The 21,742-nt window shown below is 41.1% G+C and carries 21 protein-coding genes and 1 other annotated feature; all 21 genes read right to left on the bottom strand.

All coding sequences use genetic code 11. From position 1 onward, the window contains the following. Nucleotides 1-33 precede the first annotated feature (33 nt). The 21 genes from tuf to cysE all read right to left on the bottom strand — a co-directional run bounded on the left by tuf (nucleotide 34) and on the right by cysE (nucleotide 21,650). Entirely contained in the window at nucleotides 34-1,224 is a 1,191-nt protein-coding gene (gene tuf, locus IQ10_RS16330) for an elongation factor Tu (RefSeq protein WP_144451541.1), read from the bottom strand. 131 nt (nucleotides 1,225-1,355) lie between these two features. Next, a complete protein-coding gene (gene fusA / locus IQ10_RS16325) occupies nucleotides 1,356-3,434 on the bottom strand; it encodes an elongation factor G (protein ID WP_144451540.1) in 2,079 nt (692 codons plus the stop codon). Between the two features lie 51 nt (nucleotides 3,435-3,485). Then, nucleotides 3,486-3,956, bottom strand: coding sequence for a 30S ribosomal protein S7 (gene rpsG / locus IQ10_RS16320; protein WP_144451539.1), 471 nt, complete (start codon nucleotides 3,954-3,956; stop codon nucleotides 3,486-3,488). A 29-nt stretch (nucleotides 3,957-3,985) separates the two neighbouring features. Continuing rightward, a complete protein-coding gene (rpsL, locus tag IQ10_RS16315) occupies nucleotides 3,986-4,408 on the bottom strand; it encodes a 30S ribosomal protein S12 (protein WP_144451538.1) in 423 nt (140 codons plus the stop codon). Between the two features lie 110 nt (nucleotides 4,409-4,518). After that, a complete protein-coding gene (locus IQ10_RS16310) occupies nucleotides 4,519-4,767 on the bottom strand; it encodes a 50S ribosomal protein L7ae-like protein (RefSeq protein WP_144451537.1) in 249 nt (82 codons plus the stop codon). A gap of 89 nt (nucleotides 4,768-4,856) precedes the next feature. Beyond that, entirely contained in the window at nucleotides 4,857-8,480 is a 3,624-nt protein-coding gene (gene rpoC / locus IQ10_RS16305) for a DNA-directed RNA polymerase subunit beta' (protein ID WP_144451536.1), read from the bottom strand. A 136-nt stretch (nucleotides 8,481-8,616) separates the two neighbouring features. Beyond that, the gene (gene rpoB / locus IQ10_RS16300; protein ID WP_144451535.1) at nucleotides 8,617-12,159 is read right to left on the bottom strand and encodes a DNA-directed RNA polymerase subunit beta; all 3,543 of its coding nucleotides are present in this window, start codon (nucleotides 12,157-12,159) and stop codon (nucleotides 8,617-8,619) included. A gap of 349 nt (nucleotides 12,160-12,508) precedes the next feature. Then, entirely contained in the window at nucleotides 12,509-13,111 is a 603-nt protein-coding gene (locus IQ10_RS16295) for a class I SAM-dependent methyltransferase (protein ID WP_144451534.1), read from the bottom strand. Nucleotides 13,112-13,219: 108 nt separating this feature from the next. Further along, nucleotides 13,220-13,582, bottom strand: coding sequence for a 50S ribosomal protein L7/L12 (rplL, locus tag IQ10_RS16290; protein ID WP_144451533.1), 363 nt, complete (start codon nucleotides 13,580-13,582; stop codon nucleotides 13,220-13,222). Between the two features lie 114 nt (nucleotides 13,583-13,696). Continuing rightward, entirely contained in the window at nucleotides 13,697-14,194 is a 498-nt protein-coding gene (rplJ, locus tag IQ10_RS16285) for a 50S ribosomal protein L10 (RefSeq protein WP_144451532.1), read from the bottom strand. 36 nt (nucleotides 14,195-14,230) lie between these two features. Then, nucleotides 14,231-14,365, bottom strand: a sequence feature (ribosomal protein L10 leader region). A gap of 58 nt (nucleotides 14,366-14,423) precedes the next feature. Next, a complete protein-coding gene (rplA, locus tag IQ10_RS16280) occupies nucleotides 14,424-15,119 on the bottom strand; it encodes a 50S ribosomal protein L1 (protein ID WP_144451531.1) in 696 nt (231 codons plus the stop codon). Nucleotides 15,120-15,236: 117 nt separating this feature from the next. After that, on the bottom strand, nucleotides 15,237-15,662 hold the full coding sequence (gene rplK, locus IQ10_RS16275; protein WP_144451530.1) for a 50S ribosomal protein L11: 426 nt from the start codon (nucleotides 15,660-15,662) through the stop codon (nucleotides 15,237-15,239). Nucleotides 15,663-15,819: 157 nt separating this feature from the next. Beyond that, on the bottom strand, nucleotides 15,820-16,353 hold the full coding sequence (gene nusG / locus IQ10_RS16270; RefSeq protein WP_144451529.1) for a transcription termination/antitermination protein NusG: 534 nt from the start codon (nucleotides 16,351-16,353) through the stop codon (nucleotides 15,820-15,822). A 77-nt stretch (nucleotides 16,354-16,430) separates the two neighbouring features. Continuing rightward, a complete protein-coding gene (gene secE, locus IQ10_RS16265; protein WP_277878084.1) occupies nucleotides 16,431-16,625 on the bottom strand; it encodes a preprotein translocase subunit SecE in 195 nt (64 codons plus the stop codon). Between the two features lie 215 nt (nucleotides 16,626-16,840). Further along, entirely contained in the window at nucleotides 16,841-16,990 is a 150-nt protein-coding gene (rpmG, locus tag IQ10_RS16260; protein WP_144451528.1) for a 50S ribosomal protein L33, read from the bottom strand. A 130-nt stretch (nucleotides 16,991-17,120) separates the two neighbouring features. Continuing rightward, on the bottom strand, nucleotides 17,121-17,777 hold the full coding sequence (gene sigH, locus IQ10_RS16255) for an RNA polymerase sporulation sigma factor SigH (protein WP_144451527.1): 657 nt from the start codon (nucleotides 17,775-17,777) through the stop codon (nucleotides 17,121-17,123). A 79-nt stretch (nucleotides 17,778-17,856) separates the two neighbouring features. Continuing rightward, nucleotides 17,857-18,366, bottom strand: a complete 510-nt coding sequence (locus IQ10_RS16250) for an NYN domain-containing protein (protein ID WP_144451526.1) — start codon at nucleotides 18,364-18,366, stop codon at nucleotides 17,857-17,859. A gap of 1 nt (nucleotide 18,367) precedes the next feature. After that, nucleotides 18,368-19,117, bottom strand: a complete 750-nt coding sequence (gene rlmB, locus IQ10_RS16245; protein ID WP_144451525.1) for a 23S rRNA (guanosine(2251)-2'-O)-methyltransferase RlmB — start codon at nucleotides 19,115-19,117, stop codon at nucleotides 18,368-18,370. A 17-nt stretch (nucleotides 19,118-19,134) separates the two neighbouring features. Next, complete coding sequence (locus IQ10_RS16240) at nucleotides 19,135-19,548, bottom strand: Mini-ribonuclease 3 (protein ID WP_144451524.1); 414 nt, start codon at nucleotides 19,546-19,548, stop codon at nucleotides 19,135-19,137. Nucleotide 19,549: 1 nt separating this feature from the next. Continuing rightward, a complete protein-coding gene (gene cysS / locus IQ10_RS16235) occupies nucleotides 19,550-20,947 on the bottom strand; it encodes a cysteine--tRNA ligase (RefSeq protein WP_144451523.1) in 1,398 nt (465 codons plus the stop codon). 64 nt (nucleotides 20,948-21,011) lie between these two features. Then, complete coding sequence (gene cysE / locus IQ10_RS16230; RefSeq protein WP_144451522.1) at nucleotides 21,012-21,650, bottom strand: serine O-acetyltransferase; 639 nt, start codon at nucleotides 21,648-21,650, stop codon at nucleotides 21,012-21,014. Nucleotides 21,651-21,742 lie beyond the last annotated feature (92 nt).

Genomic DNA, 21,742 nt, shown 5'->3' with positions numbered 1-21,742 from the left:
ATGAGATACTTTTCAAAACTTCTACGTGTTTTATTACTTTTGGATAGTAGCAACAACGCCAGCACCAACAGTACGTCCACCCTCACGGATAGAGAACTTAGTACCTTCTTCGATCGCGATTGGTGCAATAAGCTCAACCGTCATTTCGATGTTGTCACCAGGCATTACCATCTCAACGCCTTCTGGAAGTTTAACGATTCCAGTTACGTCAGTTGTACGGAAGTAGAACTGTGGACGGTAGTTAGTGAAGAATGGAGTATGACGTCCACCTTCTTCTTTTGATAATACGTAAACTTCAGCTTTGAAGTTTGTGTGTGGTGTAATTGTACCAGGCTTAGCAAGTACTTGACCACGTTGTACTTCATCACGGCTCACACCACGAAGAAGTGCTCCGATGTTGTCTCCAGCTTCAGCATAGTCAAGAAGCTTACGGAACATTTCAACACCCGTACAAGTTGTTGATTTAGGCTCTTCAGTGATACCGATAATGTCAATTACGTCACCAACATTAAGTTGACCACGCTCTACACGACCAGTTGCAACTGTACCACGACCAGTGATCGAGAATACATCTTCAACAGGCATCATGAAAGGCTTTTCTTTGTCACGCTCAGGAGTTGGGATATAGCTATCAACAGCTTCCATAAGCTCGATGATTTTAGCTTCCCATGCTTCGTCTCCTTCTAAAGCTTTAAGAGCAGAACCTTGGATAACAGGAATGTCATCACCAGGGAAATCGTACTCAGAAAGAAGGTCACGAACTTCCATTTCTACTAATTCAAGTAGTTCTTCGTCGTCTACCATGTCACACTTGTTCATGAATACAACAAGGTAAGGTACACCTACTTGACGAGATAAAAGGATGTGCTCACGAGTTTGTGGCATAGGACCATCAGCAGCAGATACTACTAAGATTCCTCCATCCATTTGCGCAGCACCAGTAATCATGTTTTTAACATAGTCAGCATGTCCTGGGCAATCTACGTGTGCGTAGTGACGTGTATCAGTTTCGTACTCAACGTGTGCAGTAGAGATTGTAATTCCACGCTCACGCTCTTCTGGAGCACCATCAATTGCGTCATACGCCATTGCAACACCTTTACCAGATTTCTTAGCTAAAACTGTTGTAATTGCAGCAGTTAGAGTTGTTTTACCGTGGTCAACGTGTCCAATAGTACCAATATTGGCATGTTCCTTGGAACGATCGAATTTTTCTTTAGCCATGATTCATTTCCTCCCTTGATTGAACAAAATTAAGAATTTTTTTATGGGTAAGAAAGGTGAAATACCCATTGATAAATATCACCTTTCTAAGCTTACAACAAAATATTACTTGAAACAATTATAAAGCAAAATTATTCACCAGTTTGCTTCTTAATAATTTCTTCTGCGATGCTCTTAGGAGCTTCTTCGTAGTGATCAAAGAACATAGAGTACGTTCCGCGACCTTGCGTACGCGAACGAAGTGAAGTTGCATAACCAAACATTTCAGCTAATGGAACGAACGCTTTAACGATTTGTGCGTTTCCGCGTGCTTCCATTCCATCAACTCGTCCACGGCGAGCTGTAACGTCACCCATTACATCACCCATGTACTCTTCAGGTACAACAATTTCAACTCTCATTAACGGCTCAAGAAGAACCGGCTTACACTTTGTTTTTGCATTTTTAAGAGCCATTGAAGCTGCAATCTTAAATGCCATTTCACTTGAATCGACATCATGGTAAGAACCATCAAAAAGCTTAGCTTTAATATCGATTAGTGGGAAGCCAGCAATCATACCATTCGCAAGAGATTCTTCAACACCTTGTTGAACAGAGTTAATGTATTCACGAGGAACAGATCCACCAACTACTGCGTTTTCAAATTCAAATCCTTTGCCCTCTTCATTTGGTGAGAACTCAATCCAAACGTGTCCGAATTGTCCACGACCACCAGATTGACGAACGAATTTACCTTCAACTTGGGCAGATTGACGAATTGTTTCACGATATGATACTTGAGGAGCACCTACATTAGCCTCTACTTTAAACTCACGCTTCATACGGTCAACAATGATATCAAGGTGAAGCTCACCCATACCAGAGATAATTGTTTGACCAGTCTCTTCGTTTGTTTCAGTACGGAATGTTGGATCTTCTTCAGCAAGTTTCGCAAGTGCCATACCCATTTTATCTTGATCAGCCTTTGACTTAGGCTCAACAGATAATGAGATTACTGGCTCTGGGAAGTCCATTGATTCAAGAATAACAAGATTCTTTTCATCACAAAGAGTATCTCCAGTAGTCGTATCTTTAAGACCTACAGCAGCAGCGATATCACCAGAGTAAACCTGAGCGATTTCCTCACGAGAGTTTGCATGCATTTGTAGGATACGACCAACACGCTCACGCTTATCCTTTGTTGAATTTTTAACATAAGAACCAGCTTCTAATGTACCAGAGTATACACGGAAGAATGTAAGCTTACCAACGTAAGGGTCAGACATAACCTTAAACGCTAATGCAGAGAATGGTTGATCGTCACCAGGCTCACGCGTTATTTCTTCTTCACTATCAGGAACGATTCCTTTGATAGCAGGTACATCAAGTGGTGATGGAAGGTAGTCAAGAACAGCGTCAAGCATAAGTTGAACACCTTTGTTCTTAAATGCCGAACCACAAATGACTGGATAGAATTCAACGTTACAAGTACCTTTACGGATTGCAGCTTTGATTTCTTCCTTTGTAAGTTCTTCACCTTCTAAGTACTTCATTGTAAGCTCTTCATCAAGCTCAGCAACAGCTTCAATCAGCTTCTCATGGTACTCTTCAGCTTGCTCTTTATATTCTTCAGGAATTTCTTTCACGTCAATTTGGCTACCAAGATCGTCCGCATAGAAATATGCTACCATTTCAACGAGGTCAATAATTCCTTCAAAGTTGTCTTCAGAACCAATTGGTAATTGGATCGGATGAGCATTTGCTTGAAGGCGATCACGAAGAGTCCCTACTGAATATAAGAAGTCCGCTCCAGTTTTATCCATTTTGTTAACAAACACGACACGTGGAACGCCATAAGTTGTTGCTTGGCGCCAAACTGTTTCTGTTTGAGGCTCAACACCAGATTGAGCATCAAGTACCGCTACAGCTCCGTCCAATACGCGAAGTGAACGTTCTACTTCAACTGTGAAATCTACGTGTCCAGGAGTATCGATGATGTTAATACGATGGTTTTTCCACTGAGCTGTTGTTGCAGCAGAAGTGATTGTGATACCACGTTCTTGCTCCTGCTCCATCCAGTCCATTTGTGAAGCACCTTCATGAGTTTCACCAATTTTATGAACACGTCCAGTGTAAAAAAGTACACGTTCAGTTGTTGTTGTTTTACCAGCATCGATGTGAGCCATGATACCGATATTACGCGTATCTTTTAAGGAGAACTCTCTTGCCATAGGTTATTTCTCCTTCCTAATTCAATCAATTTATTTGATATGATTCGAATTCTACCAGCGATAGTGAGCGAATGCTTTGTTCGCTTCAGCCATCTTATGAGTATCTTCACGTTTCTTAACAGCAGCACCTGTATTGTTTGCAGCGTCAAGAATTTCGTTTGCTAGACGTTCTTCCATCGTCTTCTCTCCGCGAAGACGTGAATAATTTACTAACCAACGAAGACCTAGTGTAGTACGACGTTCAGGCTTAACTTCGATCGGTACTTGATAGTTTGCACCACCAACACGACGAGCCTTAACTTCAAGAACAGGCATAATGTTCTTAAGCGCTTGGTCAAATACTTCCATAGGATCGTTTCCACTGCGTTCTCTTACGATATCAAATGCATTATAAAGAATTGTTTGTGCAACACCACGCTTACCATCAACCATAATACGGTTAATTAGACGAGTAACTAACTTCGTTTTATAAATAGGATCTGGTAATACATCGCGACGAGCGACTGGTCCTTTACGAGGCATAAAGTCCCCTCCTTCCTTCTATTATTAAATTAGTTTTTAGGCGCTTTCGGGCGCTTTGTTCCGTACTTAGAACGACCTTGCATACGGTTTTGTACACCAGCAGTATCAAGCGCACCACGAACGATATGGTAACGTACCCCTGGTAAATCCTTTACACGTCCACCACGAATAAGAACAACACTGTGCTCTTGTAAGTTGTGTCCGATACCTGGGATATACGCTGTAACTTCAATTTGGTTCGTTAAACGAACACGCGCATATTTACGAAGAGCTGAGTTCGGCTTCTTCGGAGTCATCGTACCAACACGAGTACAAACACCACGTTTTTGTGGAGATGAAAGGTTTGTTTGAGCTTTCTTGAAGCTGTTGAAACCTTTGTTAAGTGCTGGAGAGTCAGACTTCTTTACTTTCGCAACGCGACCTTTACGAATTAACTGATTAATTGTAGGCATGAATATTTCCTCCTCTCTTTCATTAGTTAAGACCACTGATCCAGGTGGTTCATCTTTGGGCAAAAGGAAAGTTTTTGCCAAACGGATCACCCCGATTGGCAAAAACACGATTACTTCCTTAAAGCAACAGTGGCTGCACCAACTTCAATTCCACAAGCTTTTCCAAGCTTCTTCATTGAGTCGACATATACAAGTGGTATGTCTTTGGTTTTCGCTAATGCTTCAACCTTATAGATCACTCGGTACTCAGCATCTCTTGCGATAATCACCTTAGAAACATTACCATCATCAAGCGCCTTAAGCGTTTGTTTTGTACCTATTATTAGGTCATTAGCCTGTAAGACTTTTTCATAAGACATGAATAATCCTCCAAAGCAACAGGTTTCTCAGGCACACTTTGATATCTTATCACTCTCATATCAAGGTGTCAATATCTCTTTGAATAAATTTATTCGTGAGTAAGAGCTTCTTCTGACGTTGTACCTTCAACCACTTCCGCGGCTTGCTCATCATACTTAGAGTGAATGTTCAAATTACGATAACGTGGCATTCCTGTTCCAGCTGGTACAAGCTTACCGATAATAACATTTTCTTTAAGGCCAAGTAGTTCATCACGCTTACCTTTTATAGCAGCATCTGTTAAGACACGAGTTGTTTCTTGGAATGATGCAGCAGATAAGAATGAGTCTGTTTCAAGTGATGCTTTTGTAATCCCAAGCAACACAGGCTTCCCAGTTGCAGGACGCTTTCTTTCAAGAAGAACTTTCTTATTCTCATCATTAAACTGCTGAATTTCAATAAGAGAACCAGGAAGAACATTCGTTTCACCAGCGTCGACAACACGAACTTTACGAAGCATTTGACGTACCATTACTTCTACGTGCTTATCACCAATTTCTACCCCTTGCATACGGTATACTTTTTGCACTTCACGAAGGAGGTATTCTTGTACTTCATTCATTCCTTTTACCTTTAAAAGTTCTTTTGGATCTATGGAACCTTCTGTGATTGATTGACCAGCAACAACCATATCTCCGACAGCACCTTTTAAACGAGATCCGTATGGAATTGCATAACTCTTTGTTTCCATATCGCTCTTAATTGTAATTTCACGCTTATCTCCATCTTTAAAGTCAATGATTTCTCCATCGATTTCAGAAATAAGAGCTTGACCTTTAGGATTACGAGCTTCAAAGATCTCTTGGATACGCGGAAGACCTTGTGTAATATCATCTCCGGCAACCCCACCAGTATGGAACGTACGCATTGTAAGCTGAGTACCTGGCTCACCGATTGATTGTGCAGCAATAATACCAACTGCCTCACCAACCTCAACGTCACTTCCTGTTGCTAGGTTACGGCCATAACATTTTTTACATACACCGTGGCGCGTATCACACGTAAAGACGGAACGAATCGTTACTTCTTCAATATCCGCATCAACAATTTGCTTCGCGATTTCCTCACGAATCAATCCATTCTTTCCAATTAAGACCTCCCCAGTTTCTGGGTGCTTAAGTGTCTTAAATGCCACACGACCTACAAGACGGTCATATAAGCCTTCAATAACTTCATTTCCTTCTTTAATTGCTCTTACAGCTAGACCTCGGTCTGTTCCGCAATCATCTTCACGTACAATAACATCCTGCGCAACGTCAACAAGACGACGAGTTAGGTAACCTGAGTCAGCTGTTTTAAGTGCTGTATCGGCAAGACCTTTACGCGCACCATGTGTAGAGATGAAGTATTCGAGTACTGTAAGACCTTCACGGAAACTCGATTTAATTGGAAGTTCAATAATTCGACCAGACGGGTTAGCCATTAGTCCACGCATACCTGCAAGCTGTGTAAAGTTAGATGCGTTACCACGAGCTCCAGAGTCACTCATCATAAAGATTGGGTTACTTGTGTCAAGCGTGCCCATTAGCTTATTCTGGATAACATCTTTCGCTTCACTCCAGACCGAGATAACACGGTCATAACGCTCTTCCTCCGTAATTAAACCACGGCGGAACTGCTTAAGAACCTTCTCAACCTTTAGCTCTGCTTCCGCTAAAATTTCTTTCTTCTCTGCCAGTACAACGATATCAGCGACACCGACTGTAATACCAGCTTTGGTCGAATGTTTAAATCCTAAGTCCTTCATTCGGTCAAGCATTTTAGAAGTTTCTGCAATTGCAAACTTCTTAAATACTTCCGCAATAATGTTTCCTAGGAAGCCTTTCTTAAACGGTGGAACAAGTTCGCTATTAGCAAAGTGTTCTTTTACATTAGTTGTGCTAGCTGTAATGTATTTATCGGGAGTAGCTACTTCTAAGTTCGTCATTGTCGGTTCATTCACATAAGGGAATGTTTCTGGTAAGATTTCATTAAAAATTAGCTTCCCGACTGTTGTTAATAGCAATTTATTTGCTTGATCATCGCGGAATGTTGTTTTACCTAGTGAAGCAACAGGAATAGCTACTCTACTATGCAAATGAACATAACCATTTTGATAAGCAATTAACGCTTCATTTGTATCTTTGAAAACCGAACCCTCACCTAGAGCATTTTTACGCTCTAATGTTAAGTAATAGTTACCAAGTACCATATCCTGTGAAGGTGTAACAACCGGCTTTCCATCCTTCGGGTTAAGGATATTTTGTGCAGCAAGCATTAGAATACGAGCTTCTGCTTGTGCTTCTGCTGATAATGGAACGTGGACAGCCATTTGGTCACCGTCAAAGTCAGCATTATAAGCTGTACATACGAGCGGATGAAGTTTAATTGCACGACCTTCAACTAGAATTGGTTCGAACGCTTGAATACCAAGTCGGTGAAGAGTAGGTGCGCGGTTTAATAGAACTGGATGCTCACGGATTACTTCTTCAAGAACATCCCATACTTCTGGTTGCACACGCTCTACCTTACGTTTTGCACTCTTAATATTATGAGCAAGCCCTTTACCAACAAGCTCTTTCATAACAAATGGTTTAAAGAGTTCAAGAGCCATTTCTTTTGGTAGCCCGCATTGGTACATCTTAAGGTTAGGACCTACAACGATTACAGAACGACCAGAATAGTCAACACGCTTTCCAAGAAGGTTTTGACGGAAACGACCTTGCTTCCCTTTCAACATATGTGAAAGTGATTTTAGAGGACGATTACCTGGACCTGTAACTGGACGACCACGACGACCGTTATCGATTAACGCATCAACTGCTTCTTGAAGCATACGCTTCTCATTTTGCACAATAATATTCGGTGCTCCTAAGTCCAGAAGACGCTTCAAGCGATTGTTGCGGTTGATTACACGACGATACAGGTCATTAAGATCTGACGTAGCAAAACGTCCACCGTCAAGTTGAACCATCGGACGTAGCTCTGGAGGAATAACCGGAAGCACATCAAGAACCATCCACGAAGGTTCATTGCCTGAATGACGGAATGCTTCTAATACCTCAAGACGCTTCACTGCACGTGTACGTCGTTGGCCTTGAGCTGTAACAAGCTCTTCTTTTAATAAACCAACTTCTTTTTCAAGATCAATATCAGCTAATAGCTTACGAATTGCTTCGGCACCCATTTGAGCCGTGAATGAACGACCGTATTTATCACGATACGTACGGAATTCCTTTTCAGATAAAAGTTGCTTTTTTTCAAGCGGTGTATCACCTGGATCCGTAACTACATAAGAAGCAAAGTAAATGACTTCTTCCAATGAACGTGGCGACATATCAAGGACAAGACCCATACGACTAGGAATGCCTTTGAAATACCAAATATGTGACACTGGTGCAGCAAGTTCAATATGACCCATGCGTTCACGACGAACTTTCGCACGCGTTACTTCAACACCACAACGATCACAAACAACACCTTTGTAACGAACACGCTTATATTTCCCACAGTGACACTCCCAGTCTTTTTGAGGACCAAAGATTCTCTCGCAGAAAAGACCATCCTTTTCAGGCTTTAGTGTACGGTAGTTTATTGTTTCTGGCTTTTTAACTTCCCCTCTAGACCAAGAACGGATCTTATTCGGTGAAGCGAGGCCGATTTTCATATATTCGAAGTTATTTACATCTAACAAGGGGCTTACCTCCCTTTTGGTTTCCATGACTAATTCTACACGAATGCGATGGCTGATACATTATTCATTCAATACTAAATGAATAGACAGTCGAGGGAACTAGCTTATCACTAGCTCCCAAACTGCTTACATCAATTTATGCGTTTGATTCACTTGATTCGAAGTTAAGATTTAACTTTTCGCTTGTTTGCTCTTCTTCATCGTCAAGCTCTCTCATTTCAATTTCTTCTTCGTTGCTTGTGAGCATCTTCACGTCCATACCTAATGATTGTAGCTCTTTGATAAGAACTTTAAATGATTCTGGTACACCAGGCTCTGGTACGTTTTCACCTTTAACAATTGCTTCATAAGTTTTAACACGACCGACTACATCATCGGACTTAACAGTTAAAATCTCTTGCAATGTATAAGCTGCTCCGTATGCTTCAAGCGCCCAAACCTCCATCTCTCCAAAACGCTGACCACCAAATTGAGCTTTACCTCCTAATGGCTGTTGCGTAACAAGAGAGTAAGGTCCAGTTGAACGAGCATGTAGCTTATCGTCAACCATGTGAGCGAGTTTAATCATATACATGATTCCAACAGATACACGGTTATCAAATGGTTCACCTGTACGACCATCATATAGAACCGTTTTACCATCACGAGCCATACCTGCTTCTTCAAGCGTTCCCCAAACATCTTCTTCATTTGCTCCATCAAATACAGGAGAAGCAACATGAATCCCTAGTTTGCGGGCAGCCATTCCTAAGTGAAGTTCAAGCACTTGCCCGATATTCATACGCGATGGTACCCCTAACGGATTTAACATGATATCAATCGGTGTTCCATCAGGTAAATAAGGCATATCTTCTTCTGGTAAAATACGTGAGATTACACCTTTATTACCATGACGACCTGCCATTTTATCTCCTTCGTGAATTTTACGCTTCTGTACGATGTATACACGAACCAACTGATTTACACCAGGTGGTAGTTCATCGCCATCTTCACGATTGAAAATCTTCACATCAAGGACAATTCCGTCGCCACCATGCGGAGCGCGAAGTGATGTATCACGAACCTCACGTGCTTTTTCACCGAAAATTGCGTGTAAAAGACGTTCTTCAGCTGTAAGCTCTGTAACTCCCTTAGGTGTTACTTTCCCTACAAGAATATCTCCATCTTTTACTTCAGCACCAACACGGATAATTCCACGCTCATCAAGATTCTTCAGAGCATCTTCCCCGACATTAGGGATATCACGCGTAATTTCTTCTGGTCCAAGCTTTGTATCACGTGCTTCTGATTCATATTCTTCAATATGAACAGATGTATACACGTCATCCTTAACGAGACGTTCACTTAAAATGATTGCATCCTCATAGTTATAACCATCCCACGTCATGAAACCAACCATAACGTTACGGCCAAGTGCCATTTCACCTAGTTCCATCGACGGACCATCAGCTAAGATTTCACGTTTTGAAACGACATCTCCTTCAGCAACAATTGGACGTTGGTTGTAACTAGTTCCTTGGTTGGAACGGATGAATTTTTGTAATTTATACTTATCAAGGTCACCTTTAACTTCCTTACCGTCCACTTCTTCAAGACGGCGGACCCAAATTTCTTTTGCAGTTACACGTTCAACAATCCCTTTAGATTTAGAAACAATGGCTGCACCTGAATCTTTGGCTGAAACATGCTCCATACCTGTACCTACAAAAGGTGCTTCTGGAACAAGCAAAGGAACTGCCTGACGTTGCATGTTTGCTCCCATTAGTGCACGGTTCGAGTCATCGTTTTCTAAGAACGGGATACACGATGTAGCAGCAGAAACAACTTGCTTCGGTGATACATCCATGTAGTCTAGACGTTCACGAGGTACAACTGTGTTTTCACCACGGAAACGGGCAATAATATTATCATCGATGAATGAGCCGTCCTCAGCAAGGCGCGCATTTGCCTGTGCAACAACGTAATTATCCTCTTCATCGGCAGTTAAATAATCAATTTGAGAAGTAACTTTTCCTGTATCCGGATCAACACGACGATACGGTGTTTCCATAAAGCCGAACTCATTTACCTTTGCATATGATGAAAGGGAGTTAATCAGACCGATGTTAGGTCCCTCTGGCGTTTCAATTGGACACATACGACCATAGTGTGAGTAGTGAACGTCACGAACTTCGAAGCCCGCACGTTCACGAGTCAAACCACCAGGTCCAAGTGCCGAAAGACGACGCTTATGAGTTAACTCTGCTAAAGGATTTGTTTGATCCATGAACTGTGATAACTGAGAGCTACCAAAGAACTCTTTAATAGAAGCAATAACTGGACGAATGTTAATTAACGCTTGTGGCGTAATCATATTCGGATCTTGAATCGACATACGTTCACGAACCACACGCTCCATACGAGATAACCCGATACGGAATTGATTTTGGAGAAGCTCTCCAACTGAACGTAGACGACGGTTTCCTAAATGATCAATATCATCTGTGTCACCGACACCGTGCAATAAGTTAAAGAAATAGTTAATAGAAGCAATAATGTCAGCTGGTGTAATGTGTTTTACATCACGCTCAACCATAGCATTACCAATGACACGAATTGTGCGCTCACCTTCTTGATCATTAGGAGCATAAATCAAAATCGATTGTAATTCGATATCTTCATCTTCCACTACTCCACCAGAAGCACGAACATGACGGAAACCGACATTATTCTCGATATACGGTAAAATACGATCTAATGCGCGGCGATCTAGAAGTGTTCCTTCTTCAGCAATAACTTCTCCTGTTTCTGGATCTACTAGCGTTTCCGCGAGACGTTGATTAAATAAACGATTTTTAATATGAAGCTTTTTATTAATTTTATAACGTCCTACATTTGCTAGATCATAACGCTTTGGATCAAAGAATCTTGATTCTAAGAGGCTCTTCGCATTATCGACAGTAGGTGGTTCACCTGGACGAAGACGCTCATAAATTTCAAGTAAAGCCTTATCTGTTCCGTCAGTGTTATCTTTTTCTAACGAGTTGCGAAGATATTCATCTTCGCCTAATAAATCAATGATCTCTTGATCAGATCCAAAACCTAATGCACGCAAAAGAACCGTTACTGGGATTTTTCTTGTGCGGTCTATACGAACATAAACGATATCCTTGGCGTCTGTCTCGAGTTCCAACCACGCACCACGGTTTGGAATTACTGTAGCCGTGAAGCCTTTTTTACCGTTCTTATCCGTTTTCTGACTATAGTACACACTTGGTGAACGAACAAGCTGGGAAACAATAACACGTTCTGCTCCGTTAATAACGAACGTCCCTGTTTCAGTCATCAATGGGAAATCCCCCATAAATACTTCTTGCTCTTTGACTTCCCCAGTCTCCTTGTTGATCAAACGAACCTTCACACGTAATGGTGCTGCATACGTAACATCACGCTCTTTTGATTCGTCTACATCATACTTCGGTTCTCCAAGACTATAGTCAATAAATTCTAGAACCAAGTTCCCTGTGAAGTCTTGTATTGGAGAAATATCTTGGAACATTTCTCTAAGGCCCTCATCAAGAAACCACTGATAGGATGCTGTCTGAATCTCAATTAAATTCGGCAGCTCCAGCACTTCGTTAATTCTTGCATAGCTTCTTCGCTGGCGGTGGCGTCCATACTGAACTAGTTGACCTGTCAACTGATTCACCCCTCAAATCTCGCGTTATAGTATCTAAAAATGATTTCACCTACTCTACTTCCCAAGCAAACAGAAAGCAAAAATAGATGATTGCATTTTTATAGATTAAGAATAAAACCGTACACTAACAAACAAACAGCTAGAAGAAAGCACGCTTCACTTCTAACTATCAAAAAGAAAAATGGTTCTCTTTTAAAACCAAATTCCTCCCTATTGCATTCGATTATTTCAGTATAACCACCATCATCCATCGTTATTCAACATTTTCCTCTTGACTTTTAATGAAGAATAAATCTAAAAAAAGGTAGTTATACGCATTAAATAACAATATCACAAAAGACATGCCCGGTCAAATCTTTTTGGCTTTAAGAATAAAATAGCCTTTTTCCTTGTCGACTATCTCAACTTCAGGAAATAATGTCTTCAATTTTTCAATTGCTGAAGGAGCTCCTTGTTTCTTCTGAATAACAACCCAAAGCTCACCACCATTAGAGAGATGCTGCTCCGCTTGCTCAAAGATTGTATGAACAACCTGCTTGCCAGCTCGAATGGGAGGATTCGTCAAAATAGCAACGAAGTCTCTTTTTGAAACTCGATCAAGACAATCACTTTGATACACAACAACATTGTCTATTTGATTGCGCTCGGCATTTTTCTTTGATAGCGCTAGAGCTCTATCATTCACATCTACCATATGAACCGTGCGATTAGCATCTTCTTTAGCAAGAGATAATCCAATTGGCCCATAACCACAACCAACATCAAGAATATCACCAGCTTGCTTTGGAAAAACAAACGTTTCTATTAACAACCTACTCCCGAAATCGACTTCACTTTTAGAGAATACGCCACGATCCGAATAGAAGCGAAATGAATGATTCCTTAATGTAAAAGTCCAATCACGCTCGTCACTAGCGACATCTGGGCTTTTCGAATAATAATGTTCAGACATACAGCTCTCACTCCTTTCTGTCTCTAAAAATCTTCTTAATTAGTATAACCAATAAATGATTGAATGAAAAAGGACTCGCTCAAGAGCGAGTCCTTACACAAAAAATTATTACTTAACTTCTACTGAAGCACCAGCTTCTTCAAGCTTAGCTTTTGCTTCTTCAGCTTCTTCTTTAGAAGCGCCTTCTTTAATTGGAGCTGGAGCACCATCAACAAGTGCTTTCGCTTCTTTAAGACCAAGGCCTGTGATTTCACGAACAACCTTGATAACGTTGATTTTAGAAGCACCAGCAGATGCAAGGATAACATCAAATTCTGTTTTCTCAGCAGCGCCAGCGTCTCCACCAGCAGCAGCTACAGCTACAGGAGCAGCAGCAGTTACACCAAACTCTTCTTCGATTGCCTTAACTAGGTCGTTAAGTTCTAAAACTGTCATTTCTTTAACCGCTTCAATGATTTGTTCTTTAGTCATTGTAAATCCTCCTAATTTTGTTTTAATTTTTTATTACGTGCATGTTAAGCGACAAATGTTAACTCGCACATCTTACTTCCACAAGCACTCGTGGAAGTTTGAGATACGCAGAAATTAAGCGCCTTGTTCTTCTTTCTGATCTGCAACTGCCTTTGTAACCAATGCAAAACCACGCATTGGAGCTTGAAGTACGTTTGCAAGCATAGATAGAAGTCCTTCGCGAGAAGGTAGTTCTGCAAGAGCTTTAATCTCTTCAACAGATGCAACTTGTCCTTCGATTACACCAGCCTTGATTTCAAGAGCTTCGTGTTTTTTAGCAAATTCGTTAAGCACTTTTGCAGGCGCGATAACATCTTCTGCGCTAAATGCAATTGCTGTAGGACCTACAAGCTGTGCATCAAGCTCAGTTAAGTTAGCCTCTGCAGTTGCACGACGAGTAAGTGTGTTCTTATATACTTTGAACTCAACACCAGCTTCACGAAGTTGCTTACGAAGTTCAGTCACCTCAGCAACATTCAACCCACGGTAGTCAACAACAACCGTTGCTTTACTTCCGTTAAGTTTCGCTGCGATATCCGCTACAACCTGCTTTTTCTGTTCTAATACGCTCATCCTTACACCTCCCGTGGTTTAGTACCATACCGCTTCAGAAGCATATAAAAAGCCCCCATGCAGACATGAGGGCATACAAACACAGATGATCTTTCTGTATCTATTGCTTACCTCGGTAGGAAATTAAGCGAAAAACGCTCCTACTGTCTACGGTATGACATTCAATTTTCATGTGTCATGTATAAGACACTCTTAAGAGTATATACATAACAAATTCAAAAGTCAATCATTATCTTGCGAAAGCAGATGCATTCACACGAACTCCAGGGCCCATTGTTGAAGCAACAGCTACGTTCTTCATGTACGTACCTTTTGCAGCAGCAGGCTTAACTTTAACTAGAGTTTCAATGATTGTCTTGAAGTTTTCGATAAGCTTCTCAGTTTCAAAAGAAACTTTACCAATTGGCACGTGGATGTTACCAGCTTTATCAACACGGTATTCAACTTTACCCGCTTTGATTTCATTAACCGCTTTAGTTACATCAAATGTTACCGTACCAGTTTTAGGGTTTGGCATTAAGCCTTTTGGTCCAAGAACACGACCTAGTTTACCAACTTGCGCCATCATGTCAGGAGTCGCAACGATAACATCAAATTCAAACCAACCTTGGTTGATCTTGTTGATGAAATCCTCATCACCTACATAGTCAGCGCCAGCAGCTTCTGCTTCCTTTGCTTTTTCGCCTTTTGCGAAAACAAGAACGCGTTGTGTTTTACCTGTACCGTTCGGTAGAACAACAGCACCACGAATTTGTTGGTCTGCTTTCTTAGGGTCAACACCAAGACGTACAGCTACTTCAACTGTTTCGTCAAACTTAGCTGTTGCAGTCTTTTTAACTAATTCAATAGCTTCTTCTACTTGATACACTGTGTCGCGATCAACAAGTTTAAGAGCATCTTGATACTTTTTACCTTTTTTAGCCATGCTATTTCCTCCTCGATTGTGGTTTTAGCGGTAGTACCTCCCACTATGAAAGGTTGCGAACCTAAACGTTTAGGTAAAGAGGGATTATCCTCATCGCAACCTCCAGCAACTTACCAATTAGTCTTCAATCACGATACCCATGCTACGAGCAGTACCTTCAACCATACGCATAGCAGATTCAACATTTGCTGCGTTTAGATCAGGCATTTTCGTTTCAGCAATCTCGCGCACTTTATCGCGTTTCACTGTAGCAACCTTTGTACGGTTAGGCTCACCAGAACCTGACTCGATTCCAGCAGCAACTTTCAATAGAACAGCAGCTGGTGGAGTTTTCGTGATGAATGTAAACGAACGGTCTTCAAATACCGTGATTTCAACCGGGATGATAAGACCCGCTTGGTCTGAAGTACGAGCGTTAAATTCTTTACAGAAACCCATGATATTAACACCTGCTTGACCTAATGCAGGACCAACTGGTGGCGCTGGATTAGCTTTCCCAGCAGGGATTTGCAACTTAACCATTTTAATTACCTTTTTAGCCACGTGACACACCTCCTTAAGTCCGTGATGTGGTTATCCGGGTGTCTACACCCTCCCACTCAAAAAACGGATGCAATCATGCACCCGATGGTTCATGTGATAAAACCATATCAAACATGAAGATTTTATCACCTTCACAAATAGATATCAAGTTTTTTCGTTAAATCTTTTCAACTTGAGTGAAGTCAAGCTCAACTGGCGTCTCACGTCCAAACATATTTACGTGAACTTTTAGTTTCTGCTTATCTATTTGAATATCCTCAATTGAACCGACAAAGTTCGCAAAAGGACCCTCTTTCACCTTAACAGATTCTTTTAATTCAAAATCAACTTCTGCTTTTGGCTGCTCCACACCCATCTGTTTCAAGATCGCCTCTACTTCTTCTTCAAGAAGTGGTGTTGGCTTAGAACCAGCCCCCGCAGAACCGACAAATCCCGTTACGCCTGGTGTGTTTCGAACAACATACCACGAGTCATCTGTCATAACCATCTCAACGATGACATAACCAGGAAAGACTTTTTTCGTTACTGATTTCGTTTTTCCATTTTTCACTTCTGTTTCTTCTTCAACAGGCACAAGAACACGGAAAATCTTATCCGTCATATCCATCGACTCAACCCGCTTTTCCAAGTTGGTCTTAACCTTGTTTTCGTACCCCGAATACGTATGAACTACATACCAATTTTTTTCCATGTTATTTAGGACGGTTTTGTCCTTCCCTCCTCTTCGCTATAGAAGCTTAAACTGTTTCAACGATTACACGCAGAAATTTATCCGAGTAGGATGCGAACAAGTTCTGAAATCCCGTAATCAACAATTGCAAAGAAAATTGTCATAAAAATCACCGTACCGAGAACAACCCACGTATAACGAGTCAGTTCTTTACGACTAGGCCACGATACACGTTTCATTTCTTGCGCGACTTCACGGAAAAACTTCCCGATATTTTTCACTCCGCCAGCCAAGACAGACACCTCCAGCACAAATCAATATAGACAAACGAACTCTTATCTATTCGAAATAAGCATTTGTTTTTTCAACGTATGATTCTTAGTAAAACTTGGCTTATCCCCAAGTCCTTTATGACGAAAAGCCCTAGTCTTTTTTTATTCGTCCAGAAAGTTATCATGGTTTTAAAAGTTTCTGATTAGACAACAAAAAAAGAACCGCTATTCACTTCTTACTTCGTTTCACGATGAAGAGTATGTTCTTGGCAAGTTTTGCAGAACTTCTTCACCTCAATGCGGTTAGTGTGAGATTGTTTATTCTTTTGTGTCGAGTAATTACGTGACCTACAGATCTCACAAGCGAGTATAATCTTGCTACGCACGCCGCACCTCCACCTTCTGAAGTACACACTATCCCACTCTATCATAGCCAATATTGCATGTCAATTCGTAGTAGAGAGAGCATACAAAAAACGGCATCTATGTTCAAGCATTAGACGCCGCATGTTATCCTTACGTTAAGGAGACTCCTTTTAATTCAACATAACGCTCTAGCTTTCGTTTTACTCGCTGGAGAGCATTATCAATTGACTTGACATGTCGCTTAAGGTCTACAGATATCTCTTGATACGATCTGCCATCAAGATAAAGCATCAGAACTTGTCGCTCTAAATCACTCAGTAGTTCTCCCATTTTCAATTCAATGTCCTCAAATTCTTCTTGGTTAATCAACAGCTCTTCTGGATCCGTGACACGTGTTCCACAAATAACATCAAGTAAAGTTCGCTCAGATTCTTCATCATACAAAGGCTTATCCAAAGAAACATAAGAGTTTAAAGGGATATGCTTCTGCCTTGTCGCAGTCTTAATTGCTGTAATGATTTGCCTCGTAATACATAGTTCAGCAAAAGCTTTGAATGAAGATAGCTTGTCCCCATTAAAATCACGAACTGCTTTATACAGTCCGATCATACCTTCTTGCACAATGTCTTCATGATCAGCGCCAATCAGGAAATAAGATCTTGCCTTAGCACGGACAAAATTCTTATATTTATTAATCAAGAATTCAAGCGCAGCACTATCCCCGTTTCGCACAAATACAACCAAATCACCATCTTTGACGCATTCATAATTGGGCTTTAATTCGGTTTCTTGAAGGTCTATGTTCACGACAATCCCTCCGACCTTTGCTGTTGTCTAAATTATAGGAACATTATATAGCACAGATTTCCAGCAGGTCAACCATGCATCAACGCTGTCGACGCCATTTTTCAAAAATTTCAGCAATTTCATCAGTAAGGGGAATTTTTGTCGAATGCTGCTGTTTTCTCGTTTTTTCAACTTCTATGTCGATTCCTTTTTCCGTTAATTCTGTCTCCGAAAGCAACTCACGAGCCGACTTCCTTAATGCCCCACTACCGAATGTTAATGATTGCTCCATAAAGTCAGAGGTGGCAACATGGATTCGTGTATCAATTCGCTTCAACTCATGAACGAGCTTTTCAATTCGTTCATCTGCTGTTTCATTTTTTCGCGTATAAATAACATCAATACGATGATTATGGTACTTTTTACCGATCCCCGCGACCATGTGTGCATCAAAGACCACTTTTACTTTATAACCTGTATAGGCTTGATACTCAGCCATTATTTCGACAAGACGATCCCGCGCTAAACCGAAATCTCTGTCTTTTAAATCACGTAACTCTGGCCAGGCTCCAATCATGTTATAGCCATCGACGAGCAAGATGTCCTCCATCTCATTCACTGCCTACTTCATGACGTCGCCGATACACTTCATACATGAGTAAACTTGCTGCAACTGATGCATTTAATGACGTCACATGCCCAACCATCGGAATACGGATGAGGAAGTCACACTTTTCTTTAATCAAGCGACTTATCCCTTTCCCCTCACTGCCGATCACAAGACCGATTGGCATATCAAAGGCTGCTTGGCGGTAATCCTCACTACCTTTAGCATCGGTTCCAGCAAACCAGAGCCCACGCTTTTTCAAATCATCCATTGTCCTAGCTAAATTAGTCACACGAGCAACGGGCACATACTCAATTGCTCCGGTAGATGCTTTCGCCACTGTTTGTGTGAGTCCAACCGCTCTCCTTTTTGGAATAATCACACCGTGAGCCCCAACTGCATCTGCTGTCCTTAGGATCGAGCCGAGATTATGCGGATCCTCTAGTTCATCTAACAGAAGGAAAAACGGCTCCTCTCCTCTCTCTTCTGCAACATGAAAGAGGTCGTCTATTTCCGCATACTCATAAGCTGCAATAGAAGCGACAACGCCTTGATGATTATCGCTATCTACAAGCTGAGCTAATTTCTTTTTGGGTGCTTGCTGAATGAGAACTCCATTCTCCTTTGCTAGCTCAATTACTTTCGTCATTTGCCCTTTCTGTGAGCCTTCTGCTATCCAAATCTTATTAATGGCATGACCTGATTTTAATGCTTCAATAATAGGATTTTTACCGACTATAAATTCTTGATTCATCAGGGTGCTCCTTTCTTTTATTTATTGTTTTGCCCAATAATCCTAAATGCCTTTTTCATGATTTCATCTAAACGATCTTGTTCTCCTTGAAAGTAATGATACCCAAGCAATGCTTCAAAACCTGTCGAGTAGCGATACGTATTTAAATCAGTGTTCTTTGGGATGGAACCAGATTTAGCATTACGGCCACGCTTAAATACCGCCACTTCATCCTCTGTTAAGAAGTTTTCTTCGAGCATTTGACCGACAATAGCTGCTTGCGCCTTTGCTGAAACATATTTCGTTGCCTCAACGTGGAGACGATGCGGACGAACATTTCCTTGAGCAATTAAATAGTAGCGTACATACATATCAAGTACCGTATCTCCCATATACGCTAGAGCAAGAGCATTTAACTGTTTGAGGTCTGTAGACGCTTCAACGATCTTCATCCTAGCCTCGCTTCCAACGTACACCTTGTGCCGTATCTTCTAGTATAATACCCTGCTCTTTTAAATCATCACGGATCTGATCAGCTAAAGCGAAATTACGGTCTTTTCTCGCTTGGTTACGATTTTCAATCAGTTCCTCTATGTCCTCATCAAGCAGCTCTTTGTTTTCTGTAATCACAATGCCTAGCACATCAGCAAATTCAGTAAAATAAGCTAGGAATGCTTGAAGAACTTGTTTTGATGTCTTCTCTTCACGTAAGTAACGATTCGCTTCTTTTGCTAAATCAAACATCACAGCAATTCCATTTGCGCTATTAAAATCATCATCCATCTCATCGATAAATCGCTTTTTCAGCGCATCAATTCGCTCTAGCCAGTCACCCACTTCACCAAAATCAGCAGACTCTTGCAATCTGTGCTCTAAGCTTGAAACAGCCGTTTTTAATCGATCAAGACCATTTTTAGCACCCTCTAGCAGTTCATCACTGAAATTAATCGGGCTACGATAATGACCTGTTAACATGAAAAAACGAACAACTTCTGCGGAATGCTGTCGAATAATGTCGTTGGCTAACACGAAGTTTCCGAGTGATTTCGACATTTTTTCGTTATTAATATTAATAAAACCATTATGCATCCAATAATTTGCCATCGGCTTTTCTGTTAACGCTTCTGACTGTGCAATTTCATTTTCATGATGAGGAAAAGATAAATCCTGACCACCAGCATGAATATCAATTGTGTCCCCAAGGTATTTCTTCACCATCGCTGAGCACTCAATATGCCAGCCTGGGCGCCCTTTTCCCCACGGACTTCCCCAAAAAATTTCGCCCTCTTTCGCCGCTTTCCAAAGTACGAAATCTAGCGCATCTTCTTTCCGTTCATCGACTTCAATTCTTGCTCCTGAACGCAGGTCCTCGATTGATTGAGAAGAAAGCTTTCCGTATCCTTCAAATTTTCTTGTACGAAAATAAACATCACCACCTGATTCGTACGCATAGCCCTTTTTAACTAAGGCTTCGATAAACGCAATAATTTCTGGAATCGTTTCAGTCACGCGCGGGTGAACATCTGCTTCCTTCACTCCAAGTGCGCACGTATCATGGTGATAGGCTTCAATAAATTTATTTGCGACAGCAAAAACATCTTCACCTAGTTCATTTGCGGCGCGAATGATCTTATCATCAACATCTGTAAAATTCGAAATATACGTTACCTCATATCCTCGGTATTCTAAATAGCGACGTACCATGTCGTATACAATTGGCGGTCTTGCATTTCCAATATGAATGTAATTGTATACAGTAGGTCCACACACATACATCTTTACCTTACCCTCTTCCATTGGGATAAAGGCTTCCTTTTGTTTCGTCAAACTGTTATAGACTTGGATGGCCATCCTGATCATCTACTCCTTCTTTTGCCATTTCTATACTGTATGCTGCTCATCATACGATGAAGCTTCATCGTTGTTCTTTTTCTGCTCGCAAAGCTTTTACTTCTTCTTCTAATTCTTTTAGTTTATCCGCAATTGGGTCAGGCAATATATGGTGATTAAGCCCATGCTCCACCTTTACCCCGTCTTGAATGACAATTTTCCCCGGAATACCTACAACCGTTGAATTCGGCGGCACTTCTTTTAATACAACTGAACCTGCCCCTATACGTGCATTTTCTCCAATTGTGAATGAACCTAATATTTTTGCTCCTGAAGCAATTAAAACATTATCCTCTACAGTCGGATGACGCTTCCCCTTTTCTTTTCCTGTTCCACCAAGGGTTACGCCTTGATAAATTGTAACATTATCACCAATTTCACAGGTTTCCCCAATGACCACGCCCATCCCATGATCGATAAAAAGACGCTGACCAATAACTGCCCCTGGATGAATTTCAATCCCTGTAAAAAAACGACTAATTTGCGAAATGACTCGCGCTATAAAATATAGTTTGCATTTCCACAACCAATGAGCTAGTCTGTGTGCCCAGATTGCATGAACACCAGAATACGTAAAAATCACTTCAAGTCGGCTTCTTGCTGCAGGATCTTGTTCAAGCACGACATCAACATCATTAAATAATGTACGAAAAACCTTCTTCATTGTCTCCTCTTCCCCCTTAGAAAGCATAAGAATCTCATCTCATAGGACGTGAGTGTTCTTAGCACAATTTCTTAAAAGATATTATCATCGTC

Origin of the sequence: Halalkalibacter nanhaiisediminis, from assembly GCF_007830185.1 — a bacterium.
Lineage (GTDB): Bacteria > Bacillota > Bacilli > Bacillales > Bacillaceae_D > Halalkalibacter > Halalkalibacter nanhaiisediminis.
Note: the sequence above shows the minus strand (reverse complement) of the source record. Positions and strands in the feature narration are given on the sequence as shown.

Coding starts and splice junctions, on each gene's coding strand:
- tuf (WP_144451541.1), bottom strand. CDS start 1,224: ATGGCTAAAGAAAAATTCGATCGTTCCAAGGAACATGCCAATATTGGT.
- fusA (WP_144451540.1), bottom strand. CDS start 3,434: ATGGCAAGAGAGTTCTCCTTAAAAGATACGCGTAATATCGGTATCATG.
- rpsG (WP_144451539.1), bottom strand. CDS start 3,956: ATGCCTCGTAAAGGACCAGTCGCTCGTCGCGATGTATTACCAGATCCT.
- rpsL (WP_144451538.1), bottom strand. CDS start 4,408: ATGCCTACAATTAATCAGTTAATTCGTAAAGGTCGCGTTGCGAAAGTA.
- IQ10_RS16310 (WP_144451537.1), bottom strand. CDS start 4,767: ATGTCTTATGAAAAAGTCTTACAGGCTAATGACCTAATAATAGGTACA.
- IQ10_RS16295 (WP_144451534.1), bottom strand. CDS start 13,111: ATGTCTGAACATTATTATTCGAAAAGCCCAGATGTCGCTAGTGACGAG.
- rplL (WP_144451533.1), bottom strand. CDS start 13,582: ATGACTAAAGAACAAATCATTGAAGCGGTTAAAGAAATGACAGTTTTA.
- rplJ (WP_144451532.1), bottom strand. CDS start 14,194: ATGAGCGTATTAGAACAGAAAAAGCAGGTTGTAGCGGATATCGCAGCG.
- rplA (WP_144451531.1), bottom strand. CDS start 15,119: ATGGCTAAAAAAGGTAAAAAGTATCAAGATGCTCTTAAACTTGTTGAT.
- nusG (WP_144451529.1), bottom strand. CDS start 16,353: ATGGAAAAAAATTGGTATGTAGTTCATACGTATTCGGGGTACGAAAAC.
- IQ10_RS16250 (WP_144451526.1), bottom strand. CDS start 18,366: ATGGAGGACATCTTGCTCGTCGATGGCTATAACATGATTGGAGCCTGG.
- rlmB (WP_144451525.1), bottom strand. CDS start 19,117: ATGAATCAAGAATTTATAGTCGGTAAAAATCCTATTATTGAAGCATTA.
- IQ10_RS16240 (WP_144451524.1), bottom strand. CDS start 19,548: ATGAAGATCGTTGAAGCGTCTACAGACCTCAAACAGTTAAATGCTCTT.
- cysS (WP_144451523.1), bottom strand. CDS start 20,947: ATGGCCATCCAAGTCTATAACAGTTTGACGAAACAAAAGGAAGCCTTT.
- cysE (WP_144451522.1), bottom strand. CDS start 21,650: ATGAAGAAGGTTTTTCGTACATTATTTAATGATGTTGATGTCGTGCTT.